The organism is Roseovarius salincola (assembly GCF_026891095.1).
GTDB classification, from domain to species: domain Bacteria; phylum Pseudomonadota; class Alphaproteobacteria; order Rhodobacterales; family Rhodobacteraceae; genus Roseovarius; species Roseovarius salincola.
In genome coordinates this window covers 1-14,470 of the sequence record NZ_JAPTNL010000035.1, presented here as the reverse complement: position 1 = coordinate 14,470, position 14,470 = coordinate 1, and the positions used below count along the sequence as shown (strand labels likewise).

Annotated in this window: 15 protein-coding genes; 6 read left to right on the top strand and 9 right to left on the bottom strand. The window is 62.5% G+C overall.

What is annotated here, in order from left to right; all coding sequences use genetic code 11:
- Together N5A93_RS19100 and N5A93_RS19095 are read left to right on the top strand one after the other, a co-directional pair.
- Nucleotides 1–808 (top strand): hypothetical protein (locus N5A93_RS19100; protein WP_268956689.1); only part of this gene is annotated, 808 nt, incomplete at its 5' end.
- A 65-nt stretch (nucleotides 809–873) separates the two neighbouring features.
- Nucleotides 874–1,347, top strand: coding sequence for a hypothetical protein (locus N5A93_RS19095; RefSeq protein ID WP_268956688.1), 474 nt, complete (start codon nucleotides 874–876; stop codon nucleotides 1,345–1,347).
- A 353-nt stretch (nucleotides 1,348–1,700) separates the two neighbouring features.
- On the opposite strand, the gene N5A93_RS19090 is transcribed toward N5A93_RS19095, so the two are convergent.
- The 4 genes from N5A93_RS19090 to N5A93_RS19075 all read right to left on the bottom strand — a co-directional run bounded on the left by N5A93_RS19090 (nucleotide 1,701) and on the right by N5A93_RS19075 (nucleotide 6,976).
- Nucleotides 1,701–3,017, bottom strand: a complete 1,317-nt coding sequence (locus tag N5A93_RS19090; protein WP_268956687.1) for a WG repeat-containing protein — start codon at nucleotides 3,015–3,017, stop codon at nucleotides 1,701–1,703.
- Between the two features lie 246 nt (nucleotides 3,018–3,263).
- Nucleotides 3,264–3,464 (bottom strand): hypothetical protein, encoded by a 201-nt coding sequence (locus N5A93_RS19085; RefSeq protein ID WP_268956686.1) that lies wholly within the window; start codon nucleotides 3,462–3,464, stop codon nucleotides 3,264–3,266.
- Between the two features lie 555 nt (nucleotides 3,465–4,019).
- Entirely contained in the window at nucleotides 4,020–5,438 is a 1,419-nt protein-coding gene (locus N5A93_RS19080) for an MATE family efflux transporter (protein WP_268956685.1), read from the bottom strand.
- Nucleotides 5,439–5,605: 167 nt separating this feature from the next.
- Nucleotides 5,606–6,976 carry a tetratricopeptide repeat protein gene (locus N5A93_RS19075; protein ID WP_268956684.1) on the bottom strand — a complete coding sequence of 457 codons (1,371 nt, stop codon included), beginning with the start codon at nucleotides 6,974–6,976 and terminating at the stop codon, nucleotides 5,606–5,608.
- 233 nt (nucleotides 6,977–7,209) lie between these two features.
- On the opposite strand from N5A93_RS19075, the gene N5A93_RS19070 reads away from it, so the two are divergent.
- Nucleotides 7,210–8,208, top strand: a complete 999-nt coding sequence (locus tag N5A93_RS19070) for an AraC family transcriptional regulator (RefSeq protein ID WP_268956683.1) — start codon at nucleotides 7,210–7,212, stop codon at nucleotides 8,206–8,208.
- A 16-nt stretch (nucleotides 8,209–8,224) separates the two neighbouring features.
- Here the strand turns inward: N5A93_RS19070 and N5A93_RS19065 are convergent, their stop codons facing one another.
- The 3 genes from N5A93_RS19065 to N5A93_RS19055 all read right to left on the bottom strand — a co-directional run bounded on the left by N5A93_RS19065 (nucleotide 8,225) and on the right by N5A93_RS19055 (nucleotide 10,769).
- Nucleotides 8,225–9,217, bottom strand: a complete 993-nt coding sequence (locus tag N5A93_RS19065; protein WP_268956682.1) for a DUF8832 domain-containing protein — start codon at nucleotides 9,215–9,217, stop codon at nucleotides 8,225–8,227.
- A gap of 125 nt (nucleotides 9,218–9,342) precedes the next feature.
- On the bottom strand, nucleotides 9,343–10,497 hold the full coding sequence (locus N5A93_RS19060) for a YncE family protein (RefSeq protein WP_268956681.1): 1,155 nt from the start codon (nucleotides 10,495–10,497) through the stop codon (nucleotides 9,343–9,345).
- A 32-nt stretch (nucleotides 10,498–10,529) separates the two neighbouring features.
- On the bottom strand, nucleotides 10,530–10,769 hold the full coding sequence (locus tag N5A93_RS19055) for a hypothetical protein (protein ID WP_268956680.1): 240 nt from the start codon (nucleotides 10,767–10,769) through the stop codon (nucleotides 10,530–10,532).
- A gap of 316 nt (nucleotides 10,770–11,085) precedes the next feature.
- On the opposite strand from N5A93_RS19055, the gene N5A93_RS19050 reads away from it, so the two are divergent.
- A complete protein-coding gene (locus N5A93_RS19050) occupies nucleotides 11,086–11,526 on the top strand; it encodes a hypothetical protein (protein ID WP_268956679.1) in 441 nt (146 codons plus the stop codon).
- A gap of 221 nt (nucleotides 11,527–11,747) precedes the next feature.
- Here N5A93_RS19050 and N5A93_RS19045 read toward each other — a convergent pair whose 3' ends face one another.
- Nucleotides 11,748–12,452: a hypothetical protein gene (locus tag N5A93_RS19045; protein WP_268956678.1), complete on the bottom strand. Its 705-nt coding sequence runs from the start codon at nucleotides 12,450–12,452 to the stop codon at nucleotides 11,748–11,750.
- 469 nt (nucleotides 12,453–12,921) lie between these two features.
- Entirely contained in the window at nucleotides 12,922–13,101 is a 180-nt protein-coding gene (locus N5A93_RS19040; protein ID WP_268956690.1) for a ribbon-helix-helix protein, CopG family, read from the bottom strand.
- 121 nt (nucleotides 13,102–13,222) lie between these two features.
- Between N5A93_RS19040 and N5A93_RS19035 the strand changes: the two genes are divergently transcribed.
- On the top strand, nucleotides 13,223–13,714 hold the full coding sequence (locus N5A93_RS19035) for a hypothetical protein (protein WP_268956677.1): 492 nt from the start codon (nucleotides 13,223–13,225) through the stop codon (nucleotides 13,712–13,714).
- An 86-nt stretch (nucleotides 13,715–13,800) separates the two neighbouring features.
- Nucleotides 13,801–14,376, top strand: coding sequence for a hypothetical protein (locus N5A93_RS19030; protein ID WP_268956676.1), 576 nt, complete (start codon nucleotides 13,801–13,803; stop codon nucleotides 14,374–14,376).
- Nucleotides 14,377–14,470 lie beyond the last annotated feature (94 nt).

The following is a 14,470-nucleotide window of genomic DNA, read 5'->3' as shown; positions in this document are numbered from 1 at the left end:
CATAGGCGTATCGTTCCTCTTGGAAGTTCTGGCAGGCTTGATCACCCGCCACGATACGCCGCCTTCTCAAACCCCGTCACCCAGTTTCCCGCATAGCTCCATGCGCATGGACCTGATCCGTTCCGCCACCTCTGGCTGGACCGCGAAGCTGACGGGAGGCGGTGCGACGCGGATCTTCAACTTCAGCGCACTGACCCCTCGCCGGATCGATAGCTGGATGGTTGCAACGGGTGGCGGGCTGACGGTGCAGCGCGGCATGAAGCTGACGCTGGAAACGGGCACCAAGGGGCAGCCCACCAGTTGCGTTTTCGACAGGGAGCAGCAGGATTTTTCGACTGAGAACGCCGCCGCCCGCGCTTTTCTGACCGAGCAAGGGATGAGCCCGCCGTCGACCGAGTTTTCGCCCAAGGACTATTTCCGCGCCGCCGAAACCGAGCACCAGGTTGCCAATCAGACCCGCGCAGGCCGCACACGGCATATCCGGTTTCTTCTTGGCAGCGGCAATTCGGTTCTGCCCGCCGCGCGCGGAAAGACACTATTCCAAGAACTTTGCGGGGCCGACCCGGGCGACCTTGATCCGCCGCGGCGGTTGTTGAACTTCAAGTACTATCCCGTGGAAAATCCCGACGGTTACGACGTCTTTGCGCAAATCATTGACATCGAGACCGGTAAGATCCTCGCCCAAGCCGAGAGCAAAGTGGTCGGGCGCGGAGAGGCCGCCCTGACGCTGGGGATGACGGACACAGTGGCGCAACTGGAAGCGGGCGGCGCCAAAATCGGCCCCTTGGGCAGCGGGCGCGCGCCGTGACTTTCGGCGTGGCAGACGAAAGTCTTGCACATGAAATCGACTTGGTACGTCACTGAAGATACCATATGAGCGCCCGACCGAACCTGAAACCGAACAGGGGCAGTGTCTGGTTCCGCGCGTCATCCATCGCTGTAACCATCACTCGGCACGCCAACCTGGGTATCGAGCCGGGAGGGCGCGATGGGCGAAATCAAGACCGGTCATGGAAAGACCCAGTCATCGTGTTCGATCTGCATGATGCGCAGCGCCGGATCGGTAAGCGCGCCGTCAACCCGCAAACGGAAAACCGACTGCTGCGAGTGCCCGAAATTCCGGAATGCCGCATGAACTGTGACCATGCCCCGAAATATCGCCCGCTCGGCCGGCGCAAAGATGTTCAGCCCGCTGATCTGTGTGTCCTGGGTTCCAAAGAGCGGGTCCGCTCCGACGCTGCCCTGCTCCGGCCGCACGACGGAATCCGGGAAGAAAAATTCCGTGCGACCGACGGGTGCAGCGGCCCGATTGCGCCGTCGTTTCGCGCGCTCTGGCGCAGGTCATAGACGTGACGCACCAGAGCGGTCGCTTCGGCGACCAGAGGGTCCATATTCGGTTGCGCGCCCGACGTGACTTCTTGCAAATAATGCGCCGAAACCCATCCTTTGGTCTGACGGTCGCGGCTTTCCATCAGGCACCATCTATCCGGCAGGCTCGAGCGCTGGCTACCCGTCAACTCCTGGTATTTCTGTCGGGTCAGGAACGGGACGCAAGTGACCATCTGCATCCCGGTGGCATCCGATGCAAAGGCGTCGATCACCAGATGATCCGTCCCCGGCCCGGTCGCCGGTTAAATTCCTGAAGTGTGAATGTCATCACCAGATCGGCCAGGTGGCATTCTCCAAAACCTGGTCGAAAGCTATTTGACCTGACGCATCGTGACACGGCCTTGCGTATCAAGGTAGACGTAATGCGCCGCGTCATAGGCGGGTGCTCCGTCGAGGTATCCCTCTTGGTTGCTGCAGCTTTCGCCATTGTCCGCGACCACCAGCCGGACCAGTCCGTTGTGGAACTCGGGCCTCGACCTGGCGTCGCACAACGCGATGCCCTCGAGCTTATCGGGCACGAAGGCCACTTCGCCCTGCTGGTTCATATAGGCAAACTCCGTAATGCCGTCGTGTTCGGCGACCACCGGCGCCAGCCCGTCGTGAAAGGCGCCGGCCGCGTTGATTTTGGCGCGCACGGGGTCGCCGCCCTCCGCGGCCGGGATCGTCACGTCATGAAAGGCGAAATCGTTGCTGTCCATGAAAGCGATTTCGAAAGCGTCGGTCCAGACCTGCGCCAGACCGTCGGAAAATGGCTCGGCCCTGTGAAGGGTCCATTTTCGAGGTAGCACAAGGCGCCCATCGGGCGAGATGAAGCCCGATTGGTCCTCGCGCGAGCTGGCCGGGGCAAGGCCACCGTTGAAATCGCCAGCGTCAACGAATTCCGGCGCGATGGCGACGCTGCCGCTGGCGTTGATCCAGCCATATTTCGGCTCGATGATATCGCCATCCCAGAACCACGCGAGCCCCTCGGAAAAGTTGCCGAATTCCTTGATTTCCAGTGCGGCCAAGGCCTCAGGGCGTTTATCGCGCCAGAAGGCTTTGCCGTCGCGGTCGATAAAGAACACTGGCTGCGATGTGTCGGTAAAGATATTGGCGAGAGTGCAGCCCTCGGAATACGGCGTGAATGGCGCCTGTCCGTCGACGGCTGAGGCGTGTTCCTGTTCAATGATGTCATTACCGTCACGGTCGATGATGCCCCAGGCCCTCTTGCCACCGACGATGGCGCGACCTTCGTGGAAATCTCCGACCCTGTCCCATTGCGGCGGAATCTTCCAGTCGCCGTCGCGGGTCACATAGCCCCATTTGCCGTCTTTTGGCATGGGATAGAGCGGTTCGCCAGCAACCTCGACGGGGGTGCCACAGGGCAGCGGACCATCGCCGCCATATTCCAGCGATGCATAACCCGGGGCAGCGCTTGCGAGTTGATCGAATAGTGGGCCAGCGCACTGGTACTTGCCAGTGCGCCCGGTCATGCACGCCTCGAGAGCGCCAAGAACCCCGTCTTCGGATGCGTCTTCGGGCGGAAGGATGAATGTCACCGGCTTGTCAACGAAGGTGGGGTTGGAATTCTTGCTGTATTCGAAACTGACTTCGCAGGCGGGGCCAACCGGACCGACAACCCTGTACACGCCTTCGGCTCCGGTCCCTGCCGGATCCTGTGTGCGAAATGTTTCGGGTTCGCAGGCCTGAACAGCCTCGACAAAGCAATCCGCGTCAGCACAGCTCCTGTCGAATTGGAGGTACAGAAAATAGCCTCCGCCAGCGAGGAGCCCCGCACCGACGAACATGATGACCAGATTTCGCAAAACATATCCTTTCATTGGTCAATGTGGCCAGAATTTCTTAAGGGAAATACCGGCGGCGTCAGGTAGAACTCATTCCACCTTGATTAGCTTGCGAGACAGAAACACGCTCCGCGCGATCTCGATCTTTGTGGTACCGTCGATCTGGCCCCACATGGAGCTGGACCCCTCGCATACGATAACAACCTTCTCACCTTCGGCGTAGGCGGGTACGGCAAAGGTCATTGCAACGACCAATCGCAACGCGGCCGAAGCCATTGCGGAATGCTTCATGGTCTCACCGTGCCTGTCGTTTCGAGTGTCTCCGCAGTCCATGCATTTATTGTGGCGATCTATATCGTGTGCTCTCCACGGGAGATCGAGCTCGCGTATACCATCGCCAGGTTTCACCTGTCCCCGTTCGTTTGAAGGGGAGCAACCGCAGAAAATTTACCGCACGTCCGACAAAGGACGATGATCGCCATATACGGCAGCCGACTGGCTTCGGGTTAGCCTGGCGCGATGGAGGCGAGGCCGGTCAGGGTCAGATCGAACAAATCGGCAAGCACTCGGCTCGGCAGTTCGGGTTGCATCGCGGGGTCCGAGATGAATACCGCAATTTGTGCGGTGGAGTACCTGTCGACGCTTCGATACGATCTAAGCAGGCTTCTCTCGTTTCCCAGCCATCGCTGATCCTCCAATTTGCGGGACAAATCTATCCCAGTTGGTGGACCACTTTCAGGGGGCTACTCCACGACGACGCCATGGAACACGCAGAATGACCAGCGTACCCAGCATGAACAAATCACTCGAAGCCATGCGGACCGGACCTGACTTCCTCCACTGTGCCTATGAACGGTCCGACGCGTGGGCGGCGTGTCCCGGGCGAAGAAACGACCGGAACAGGCGGAGATTCTGGAGCAATGCGGAAGCGAAGACGCCCAATCCCAGGCCGCACCAGATCCCGAACACTCCGAGGTCCAGCCCGAACCCCAGGAGCGCGCCGGCGGGCATACCGATGACCCAATAGCCGGTGAGCGACAGTTGCATCGGGATCCGGGTGTCCTTGAATGCGCGCAGCACGGCGGTTGCCGGACCGGCAAGACCTTGGCCCAAGTGCAACAGGCCGAGCAGGACGAGCAGGCCGGTCGCAGTCGCAGCGGAGTCGCTGCCTCCCGCGACGAAAAGGCCCGGGATTGCCTCGGCGCCAGCCACGAGGCAGGCACAGATCACGACGCCCGACGCAATGCCGGTCGTCATCGCGGACCCCATGGCACTGTTCATGTGGCGGCTTTCACCGCGTCCAATGGCTGTAGCGACGCGCACGGTTACGGCCTGGGAGAGGCCGGTCGGAATGGCGTAGACGAGGCCGGCCATACGCAGCGCGACCGCATGCGCGGCGAGGGCCTCCGCCCCGAATAGGGAAACGACCACGGTGGCGATCAGGAACAGCCCGACCTCGCCCAGCGTGAAGACACCGATCGGCAGGCCGAGCCGGAAGATCTCCCGCACGTCGTCGAAGGCTGCGCGCCATGGCGACTGCAGCAGACGAAGATTGCGCAACTGCGGATCGAGTACGCTGAACGCCACGAAGCCAGCGAGCAGCGCGGATGCGACGAGGGCGGAGGCAATGCCGGCGCCGGTGACACCGAGCGCCGGGACCGGTCCCCATCCGAACATCAGGATGAGGTTCGCCAAGGCGTTCAGGGGCACGGCAGCCACCAGTGCCATCAGAAAGATCCGCGGCCGTTCAAGAGCGCCGAAGAGGTTGCGCCAGACGGCGAGCAATAGCATCGGCAGAATGGTGATCGCCATGGCACGCGCATACCCCTGACCGAGCTCATGCACGCCGGCCTCCACGCCCAGCAGCCGGACAAAATCGGCGGCATGCCAGACTGCGGCGAAGGCGGGCGCCATCAGAAGCAGTGCCGCTACAAACCCGCTCTGGACGGCACGGCGCAACGCATCTGAGTCGCGCGAGCCCATGGCGCTGGCCGCCAGAGTCGCCACGATGGCGAGGATCCCGGAACAGAAGTAGAAGACGAGCGAATAGAGGTCGCTGACCACGGCGCCTGCGGCGAGGGCCGAGGGTCCTATCCAGCCCATCATCAGCGTGTCGGTAATCGACATGCCCATGCTGACCATGCTGGCGCCGGCGATCGGCACCGCCAGCAGGAGGAGCGCCTTGATCTCCGCGGTCTCCGGCCTCGCCCATGGCACGCGCGACGGGCGCGCATGGCGACGGGACTGGATGAAGAAATCGGACATTTTCAGAGTTTCCTTTGATTTTGGAGTACCGGATCGGTCGTCCTGATGGCGGATGCGCCTATTTGTATGGGGTCTTTCGACGACAGTTCGCTGCGGGTTCAGGCAGCAGCGTGGTGATCGTCCGGAGGGATGGATCGCCCGGACGATCAAGGTTTTTCGAGACGCCCTTAGTGGACGAGAGCGGCCGCACGGGCGCGGGCCATCATCCGGCCGGCCTCGCTCGGCAGATCGAGCCGGTCGTAGATCAGCGCGAGCTTGCCGTAGGTTGGCTTGGCCTCCGGGCTCGCCTCGCGGCGCTGTTCGAGGATGCGCTGCGCAGCACCCAGCCTGCCGGTCCGGATCAGCGCATCGAGCCAGATCTGATCGAAAAGATCCCGCTGCGCGTGGCTGCCGCCGATCTCGGTCAGACGCGGCAGCACTGGGCCGAGCCTGCGCACCGTCGTTTCGCCATCGCCGCGAGCATGGGCGAGGAGCGCCTCGCACAGCGGCACGGCGACTTCGGTCCAGACGGGTCGGATGAAATCCGGCGCCGAGGCCGCGTGGGCGCGGATGCTGGCCATCATCCTGGCTGCCTCGGGCAGTCCGGCGCGGGCCAGACCGTAAAGATACTGCGCGCTCAGGAACGGTTGAACGTGGTCATCGACGCGCGCCGCCAAGAACTGCCCGAGATCGGCCCAGCGGTCGCCGACGTCGACGCCGACCAGTTCCAGCCGCGCCAGAAGCGAGACGGCGCCGACTTGGTCCTGCGAGTACTCCTTCCAGAGTCCCCAGATGTTCTTGTCATAGAATCCCAGGATTGCTTCGCTGTCGCCCTGGTCGATCATGACCAAGGCCATGTGCCACCAGTTGTGGCTGAACATGAACGAGTTCAGATCGGTCCAAGTCTCCTTCACATCTTCGAGGAATCCGCGCGCTTCGGTCGTTCGTCCTTGTGCGAGAAAGACGTGCGACAGCGCATGGTGCGCCCAGGGCTCCTTGCGCTTCAGCGAAATCGCGCGCCGCGCTGCGGCTTCGGCGTCTTCCAGCAGATGCGCCTGCTCGTAGGCGAAGGCGGCCATGCCGTGAGCGTAAGAAAGGTCGTCGTTGGCGGCGCCAATCTTGTCGGAGATGCGCAGCATGCCTGCCGCGTCCCCCAGGTTGAAGTAGTGGTACTGCGTCGTCTTGGCGGTGGCGATCTCGCGCGGGTGGCTGACGGCCAGCTCCTCGCCTACGGCGATCGCGCGGGGCATGTCACCGGCGGACCATGCCCGGACCGCATCGAGCACCAAGCGCTCGCGTTCGGTCGCATGTTTCGCCGCGGCCTCGGCCCGGGCGATGTAGCCGGCGGCCATTCCCGGCGCCTCACGGCTCTCCAGGAACATGTAGAACATAGCCGCATAGGCATTGGCGAGCGTGCTTTCCTCGTCGGCGTCTGCGGCGGCGACGATGCCTGCGGCCTTGTTCTCGTAGCCGAGCAGTCCTTCGACGAAGGTGTTGATGGCCTCGACGGTGGCGTCTCCGCTCGCCGTCAACGGCAAGCCTCTCCAATCGGTCAACATGGGGGTCTCCTTGGTAGGGCGCCGTCGCGGCGCGTTTTGGGTTCGCCTCGACGCGGTCATCTGCCCCGAGGTCGCCCTGCTCCTACGCCGGTATCCGCTCTTGCCCCACGTCCGGCAGTTCTGCCATCGTGGCCGATCGTCCGAACCCGCCGGTTGACGCCGCACGCAGGGTGGCGTTCGCGTTCGCAGCCGATATCGGTTAGCCTGACGGATGTGATCTTGAGGGAAATCGAATGGCTACGGACATCCTTTCGGACGTTCTGAAAGAGGTGCACCTGTCGGGTGCGCTTTTCTTCGACGTCGAGGGTTGCGCGCCATGGGTCGCCGAGGCGCCGCCCTCGCGCGAGTTCAAGGCGCTGATCATGCCGCGTGCCCAGCACGTCATAAACTACCACGTGGTCGCCAACGGGGTCTGCTGGGCACGGCTGCTCGACGAAGAGGCCGAGCCGGTTCGGCTGCCGGCCGGAAGCGTGATCGTCTTTCCGCAGGGCCAGCCGCATGTCCTATCGAGCGAGCCCGGCCTCAGGGCACCGTTCGACCCGGCGATCTTCGACGCGCCGCCGCCCGAGGATATCAAGCCGCTGATGCTCAGCCGCAACGGGGACGGTCCGCAGACGGTGCGCCTGATCTGCGGTTTTCTCGGCTGCGATGTGCTTCCGTTCAATCCCCTGCTGGATGCGCTGCCGAGCATGCTCGTCATCACCGACGGGTATTCCGAGCGCGATGGCTGGCTCGCCAGCCTGATCCGCGCCGCCGCGGCCGAGGGCCGAGACCGTCGGGAGGGCGGTCGCAACGTGCTCTCACGCCTGAGCGAGTTGATCTTCATCGAGGCAGTGCGCATCCATGCTGAGCGCCTGCCGCCCGACGCGCGTGGCTGGCTTGCTGCGCTGCGCATCCCGCACGTCGCCCGTGCCATCGCGCTGCTGCATGATGACCCGGCGCGCGCCTGGACACTGTCGTCGCTGGCCCGGGAGAGTGGCGTGTCGCGCACCGTCCTTGCATCAACCTTCAAGGCGACGCTCGGCGTGCCGCCTATGAGCTATCTCACAAGCTGGCGCATGCAGCTCGCGGCCGGCCTGCTCGCCGATACTGAAAAACCCGTCTACATCATTGCCGAGGTCGCCGGATACGAGTCGGAGGCCTCCTTCAGCCGGGCCTTCCGCCGCGCCACCGGCCTCTCCCCCGGGATCTGGCGCTCTGAGCGGCAGCAGTCCACGTTGAACACGCGCTGATCTTATGCGTTTCGACCTATTCGACCGAAACGGGGAACCGCAGCACCAGCATCTTGTCTTTGTGGGCTGCCTGAGCGAAGAGGACGTAGCGCCCCGGCTCGGGGAAGATGACGGTCGCTTGGAGATCGGGGCCGAACGACCGCGGTACCGTGTCATGCCCGTGCGCATGATCGTCCGGGGCATGCGATCCCACACCGGATGCTTGGTTCGAAGTAGCGTGCGATCCGGCGGAAGGCTCCGCCGCCTCGCCGTGTTCGTGCAGAAATCGGCTCAGGTCATCCTTGACCACAGCAAGATGCAAGGCGGAGTCGAGGAACGGCCTCAGGTCAATGACCGGCCTTCCCTCGCGTTCGACGGCCCATGAGAAATGGACCGGCACTCCCGCCCGGACATTGGCGTTGCCGAGCGTCGAGATTTCGTAACCGTCGGTGAATCCGGCGTCGTCGAACGAGATCGATGCCGTGTAACGGTCGCCTTCCCGGATTTCCACGACCGACAGCCTTGGCGTGGTCGGTTTCTCAGGGCGATGCGCTCCGGCGACTTCGATGATGAAGGTTTCCGAATGCGGACCGTCTTTCGTCATGATGTCGGCCGCGACGAGGTAGCGGCCGCCGTGCGGAAAGTCGAAGCGGACGGTCGCGCGGCCCTCCACGATCGGTTCGTCGAAATCCTGAGGATGAACGTGTCCGATGGTGGTCATGTCTTCGCCGACGATCACGACGTGCACCTTCCGTGCATGATGCGTGAGGAGTCGAGAGTCCAGCGGTTCGCCATCAGGATGACGCAACAGGAAGGTCAGCGTCGCACGCTCGCCGGCTTGTAAGGTCTCCGGCCGGATCATGAGTCCGATGTCCGGCGCAGAACCACCGCCGCTCATGTGCGCGACGTCTGCGTGACGATGGAGATGCTGATGCCCTGTGCTGTCGGAAGGTTGCGCCTGGGCTGAACCCCGGAGCGACAAGCCGGCCACCAGCATTAGCGCGAGTGCGGATAGTACTTGCTTCGTCATCTGATCTCTCCCGATTTCCGCCGTGCGCGGGTGCAGATTTGTGCCGAAACCGAGCGCAGGCAGCGCGTTTTTCGGATGTCTGATCGGCGGCGCGGCGGCGGATGGTCCCGCCGCCGCCGTCCGTCTCAGTGGCTGTGGAAGTCATCGGCTTCCGGCGTCAGCACGATCGTGTTGATCGTGAGCCCGGCGTCCTTGAACGTGTCGATGCTGCCCGTCTTCTCACCGGTCTCGAGGTCGATCACCGAGATCGAGCCATCGTTCATGCCGTCGATGTTGAGCAGGCTGTTCTGCACATAGGCGCGGCTGCCGTCCTCCGAGAACACCAGGTGATGGGCGCCGCCCGCGGCTTCCGCCGCCCAGAGATGCTCCGGCGCCATCGGATCGGTGATGTCGAAGGCATTGAGGTGCCCCGGCATCGCCGACGTGACATAGGCGCGGTCGCCCGCCTCGTTGAAGTAGACCTCGAGTGTCACCCCCTGGCCCAGCTCGTCCAAGCGGAACGCCTCGCGGAAAGTGAATTCCTCGGTCTCCGGCTGCCACTCGGCCAGCCACAGGCTGCCTTCCATGTTGGTAATGTAGACCAGTGGCGGTTCCACTCCGGGAACGAAGAATGCCTCGACCGGCCCTGCACCCGACGGCGACGGCGCGTTCGACACCTTGTGCGTCGACAGAATCTCGCCGGTACTGGGTTGCAGCACCACGATGTCCTCGCCCCACTCGGGTGTCTCCGAATAGGGATTGGCAGTGCTCGTCACCAGTTGCCGGTCGATTTCGTCATGCGTCGCGATGCCGTGCGGCCAGGGCGCGGGCATCGCGATCGTCTCCAGTACCTCGTCGGTCTCAGCGTCGCCCACGATGACGACCGACGAGCCCATGCAGGTGAGATACCACTTGCCCTGCGCCTGCGAAAACGACACGTCCTCGCCCACCTCGCAATCCGCGACCTCCACCGTCTTCGAGCGGTACGGGAACTCGGTGACATCGAACACGCGCAACTCCGGCGTAGCGAGCGAGGTGACGTAGGCCTTGCTGCCGCCTGGGTTGTAGAAGATGTGGTGCGAGTGGAACTCCGGCGGCAGCGGGACCTGCGCCAGGATTTGCCCATAGTCGGGCGCGCTCGGATCGAGTTCCACGAAGGCGATGCCGTCCTGCCGCTGGCTCTGGTTAGCGCCTTTCGTCTCGTAGAGCACGAGGGCGGTCTGCTCGGCCGCCGCGCCGCCCGCTGCGAGTGCGAAAAGGCTGGCCGATGCGGCAAGAAGGGTGGTCGTGTAGCGTTTCATGAGGTTTCTCCTGTTTCAGTTGGGGGGTGGGATCAGCGCCGCACGATGCGTATGGCTCCGCTTGGGAAGTGCTCGCGTCGGATGCCGATGTCCTTCAGCAGCCTGTCGTTCAGTTGCTCGAGGTCGATTGCCATGCGGCGCAAGCGGTCAGTCTGAGCACCGCGTTTCAGCGCGCCATCCATCCGGCGCAGGACGGAGGCCATGGCCGCGAGGACCCGAGGCTCATCTTGGGAGGCCGTAGTGTTCGCCAGGTAGTCTGCGTAGGCATTCATCGTTCTTTTCCATGATGGGTTTTGCTAGAGCGGCAAATCATCGCCGATCCCACTTCCGTGAGGCGGCCACGCATCATGCCGCAAGCCGTGATGAGGGCATACGATCCGGCCGCGAGTTCCGGAATTGCCGCGCGTCCGGGTGAAACTGCCGTTCGTCCGGAACGGCAAGAATCGAGGGTCGCCACGTCGATCTGGACACCGGTGCGCAGGACATCCACTACCTCTCGCCGACGAGTTGCGGAGATCGCAACAGGCCCAAACCCGTTAAAGATCCAGCAATGTTCTCGCCCATGTGAGTCTCAAGAAGGAGACCGACATGGGCAGATTTCACGACGAGGCGAACAGGAGACGACGGGCAGCGGCAAAGCAGGCGAAGGCAACGTTCGTTGAAATGAGCCTCGCGGGTTTTCGGCGCCGGAATTACGCGGGGGTGTTTCGCAAACGCGAGTCCGCGAGCACGCCGACCTACTTGGCGGAGATCAAGCTCGATGGGTTTGAGCGCAGTATCGAGGTCAGGTTCACCGTTGAGCGCGAGGCGGAAGGGCAAAGGTGCTGGCGGGGAATGCTGCGCGGACTGCTCTCAACCCAGGAAACACGGCCCTTCGATTTCAGGCGCACGACCGACAGACCGGGTCACTTTCAAGGCGTGATCGAGCTGCACGAGGCACGCCTGATCATCAGTCTGGTGCCTGCGGTTTGCGCGAATGGCGACCGTTTGTCCCTGTGCCATCTCGAGTTGGTGCGGAACCATGACTGATCCCTGTCCCCAATCGACCCGTCGGTTTCAACATTTCCGTTACCGTACTGCGCATTTTCGCGACCGGATCGGGTCAGACCGCGTTTGCCCCGGTGACGGATCTCCGTGGTCGCCTTTCAGCTTCGAGGCGATTTTGCCGGACCCGGACAACCATCCTCCCCCTCGCGCGGAGGGGGATCACTACGGCCTGCGGCTGCGCGCCAATTTTAGAGGCCCATGTTTCATCGGCTTTTTTGACCACTGTTTTTCAATCCAGGGAGATGTCTCAAATGACTCGATATGATCGCAATCATTTTGCACCACCGGTCGGGGACCCCGGTGCCAAGCCAAACGGTACCGAGGGACTCGGTCGCCCGATGCTCGAGCTTTTTCATGCAAGTCGCGCGGCGCATGACGTGGCTCTCCATTGCAACAGGCATTTCTCGTTCGCTGATCTCTATGAGAGCGGCACCTGGCAAAAATACGAACAGCGCGCGGCGGCTTTGGCGCGCAAGCATCCCACGCGTGATCCTTTCGCGGCCTACCTGTCGCATGATGCACATGGCAGCTGGACAGGCGCCAATTCTCGTCAGAGTTATCGCTCGGCCCTGACGCGGCTTGCGGCGCGGGATGTTCTGGATCTGGCGCCCGGATTCTGGCGTCAGCTGATCGACGAGACCAAGGATGCGCAAGCCAGGCGCCAACGCATTCGCGACCTCGAACCCCATGTCGATGCGGAAACACGTCGCCGCATCAAAGCAGCCGATCTGGCGCTCTCGCCCGATTGCGTCCACAGGCTCAAACGCGCCGTCGCATTCATCATGCAGGTGCCACCGGATCCCGATCACACCGCCGTCAGGCACCCATCGCCCGGGGCGGTGGAAGAGAAGCCAGGGCCGCGCGCTGATGCGTCGAAGACGGACACGCTCTATGCGCTCAATCGGCATCAACGACGCCGCGTGAAGACAGATCCAACCTATAACTGGCGTGACCAGTTTTGGATAGCGGCCGTGCTTCCTGATCCATATCTCGATGATTATCGGCGCGCTTGTATTGCCACGTTGATGCTGACGGGGTGCCGGCCATCGGAGTTTTGTGACGACCTGGGCGTGAGGGTCGCAGCAAAGGCGTATGAAGGACCCCCCCCACCTGGCCTTCAAGATCACCGGAGCCAAGCGCGCGGACAGCGCGCATGCAAACCCGGGCAAGGGTCAGGAATGGCGGCTCATCAAGATCCGCTGTCAGACCCCGGAAGCGTCGTGGGTGTTCGATTACGTATCAGCCAGCACACCGGTCCGCGCGCCGGATCGGGGCTGGGGTTGGCAGCCCGATCCCCACACACAGTACCCAGCGTCATAGGCAAGGAGCGGCCTGAGCGCCCAGCTCGGAGCGTGGCTTGCCATCGAGGCCGGCGCTTCAGTCCGGGTCTCTTGATCTCTGCTCGAACCAATCCGCCAGGATCCGCCGGATCATCTCCGGGCGTGATGGATTGTCCTGACGTCTCTCACATTCTGCATCAAGAGCCTCCAACATAGTATTGTGCAGGCGAACCAAAACGGCGGAAGTGTCTGTTTTTGGGCGTCCGCGTTGTGCCATTTCCAGTAAATCCAGAATCAAGGTTGACATTTATATTAAATAATATCATTATATGGCAAGCGAAACAAGAGGTGGTGCTCCTGTCTCGCTCTAATCACAACGATCTATAAGGGAGATCATCATGACTAAAGACGTTACTATCACTGAGCTGTCCGCTCCGAAAGCCGCCGACAAGGCGCAGAGTGTCCTGTTCGATCATTTTTGCGAGCTCGTGACGCGGCTCTTCCTCGCTTTCGAAGAAGAGGAATGGTCGCAAGACGCCGACTGGGATATCGCGTTTGGCCAGACGGCGTCCGATGCCGATGCGGCTTGGAAACTGGTCGCCATCCAGGCCGAGACGGTGACAGCCCTACAGCCGCTCTCGGCAAACGACCTGCTGCTGCATCGGATCGCCGGACTGGTGCGACAGGCGGTGACGGCGACCAACGTACACGCCCTTGAGGTCATTCGAACCCGGGCGATGCATTGCATTGCGCATGCCCCGATGCACCTCGCGCGCGCGGTTCACGATCTCGCCGAGGAAGCTTTGGCGTCCATCGATCAAATGATCGAGCATGCCTGTGCCTGCGACGGTGATGCGCTGTCCGCACGGGCGCTGCCGCTTGCCGCCTGATTTTCAGGGATCTCGAAACAATCGATTTCTCCGGTCGGCGCTAGCGCGTCGACTGGCCCTCAATAATTTTCCCAAAGGAATAACCGATGCCCAATCAACCGCCTTTGAGCGGCTTCGAAGAGCTGTTCTCCTCATACCCGCCACCACCCACTGATGACATCAGGGATTTTCCGGACCTCTTGCGAGCCACGCTGACTCGCCACGCCAAATGGTTTGGCCTCTCCGGTGAGTATCTGGTCGACAGCATCCTGCTGCGCTTCGGGATCTACACGTCGCATCTGCCCGAGATGCTGCCTGCCGATCGGATCGTTTATCACCCGGCCGCAGACCTTCGGGTGCAGATCAAGACCTGCTGCCGGCCGCGCAACGGGCATTTTCACTTCAGCCTGACCAAGGGCTATCATCGCTCGCCAACAGGTGTGCAGCGCTACGCCCCGGATGATTTCGATGTCGTTGCCCTGGTGGCTCTCTCGGAGAATGCCGTCAAGTTCACGACCGAGCGGCAACAATCGCAAAAGCTGTCAGTCGGCGAGATCGCACGCTTGCGTGCAGACCCATGCGCAAGCCTTGAGCGCGCTGTCGCTGACCTCGGATTCTTGGCGCCCAGCGACTCCGGTCCCTTGCCCGCACTGACCTTGGATGGGGGCGTAGCCCATGGGTAGTGCCCCGAGGAGTGGTGTAGGAACTGGCGTCCACCTGCTTCTTCATAGCTGGTGTTGCTCGTTCACTGTGCGGCGATCATCGTCGCCGCGTCGG

What these genes read in the sequence shown, in the direction of transcription:
- N5A93_RS19095 (WP_268956688.1), top strand. Translation starts at nt 874, where the DNA reads ATGAGCGCCCGACCGAACCTGAAACCGAACAGGGGCAGTGTCTGGTTC.
- N5A93_RS19080 (WP_268956685.1), bottom strand. Translation starts at nt 5,438, where the DNA reads ATGTCCGATTTCTTCATCCAGTCCCGTCGCCATGCGCGCCCGTCGCGC.
- N5A93_RS19035 (WP_268956677.1), top strand. Translation starts at nt 13,223, where the DNA reads ATGACTAAAGACGTTACTATCACTGAGCTGTCCGCTCCGAAAGCCGCC.
- N5A93_RS19055 (WP_268956680.1), bottom strand. Translation starts at nt 10,769, where the DNA reads ATGAATGCCTACGCAGACTACCTGGCGAACACTACGGCCTCCCAAGAT.
- N5A93_RS19060 (WP_268956681.1), bottom strand. Translation starts at nt 10,497, where the DNA reads ATGAAACGCTACACGACCACCCTTCTTGCCGCATCGGCCAGCCTTTTC.
- N5A93_RS19030 (WP_268956676.1), top strand. Translation starts at nt 13,801, where the DNA reads ATGCCCAATCAACCGCCTTTGAGCGGCTTCGAAGAGCTGTTCTCCTCA.
- N5A93_RS19050 (WP_268956679.1), top strand. Translation starts at nt 11,086, where the DNA reads ATGGGCAGATTTCACGACGAGGCGAACAGGAGACGACGGGCAGCGGCA.
- N5A93_RS19040 (WP_268956690.1), bottom strand. Translation starts at nt 13,101, where the DNA reads ATGGCACAACGCGGACGCCCAAAAACAGACACTTCCGCCGTTTTGGTT.
- N5A93_RS19065 (WP_268956682.1), bottom strand. Translation starts at nt 9,217, where the DNA reads ATGACGAAGCAAGTACTATCCGCACTCGCGCTAATGCTGGTGGCCGGC.
- N5A93_RS19075 (WP_268956684.1), bottom strand. Translation starts at nt 6,976, where the DNA reads ATGTTGACCGATTGGAGAGGCTTGCCGTTGACGGCGAGCGGAGACGCC.
- N5A93_RS19045 (WP_268956678.1), bottom strand. Translation starts at nt 12,452, where the DNA reads ATGCCGATTGAGCGCATAGAGCGTGTCCGTCTTCGACGCATCAGCGCG.
- N5A93_RS19085 (WP_268956686.1), bottom strand. Translation starts at nt 3,464, where the DNA reads ATGAAGCATTCCGCAATGGCTTCGGCCGCGTTGCGATTGGTCGTTGCA.
- N5A93_RS19070 (WP_268956683.1), top strand. Translation starts at nt 7,210, where the DNA reads ATGGCTACGGACATCCTTTCGGACGTTCTGAAAGAGGTGCACCTGTCG.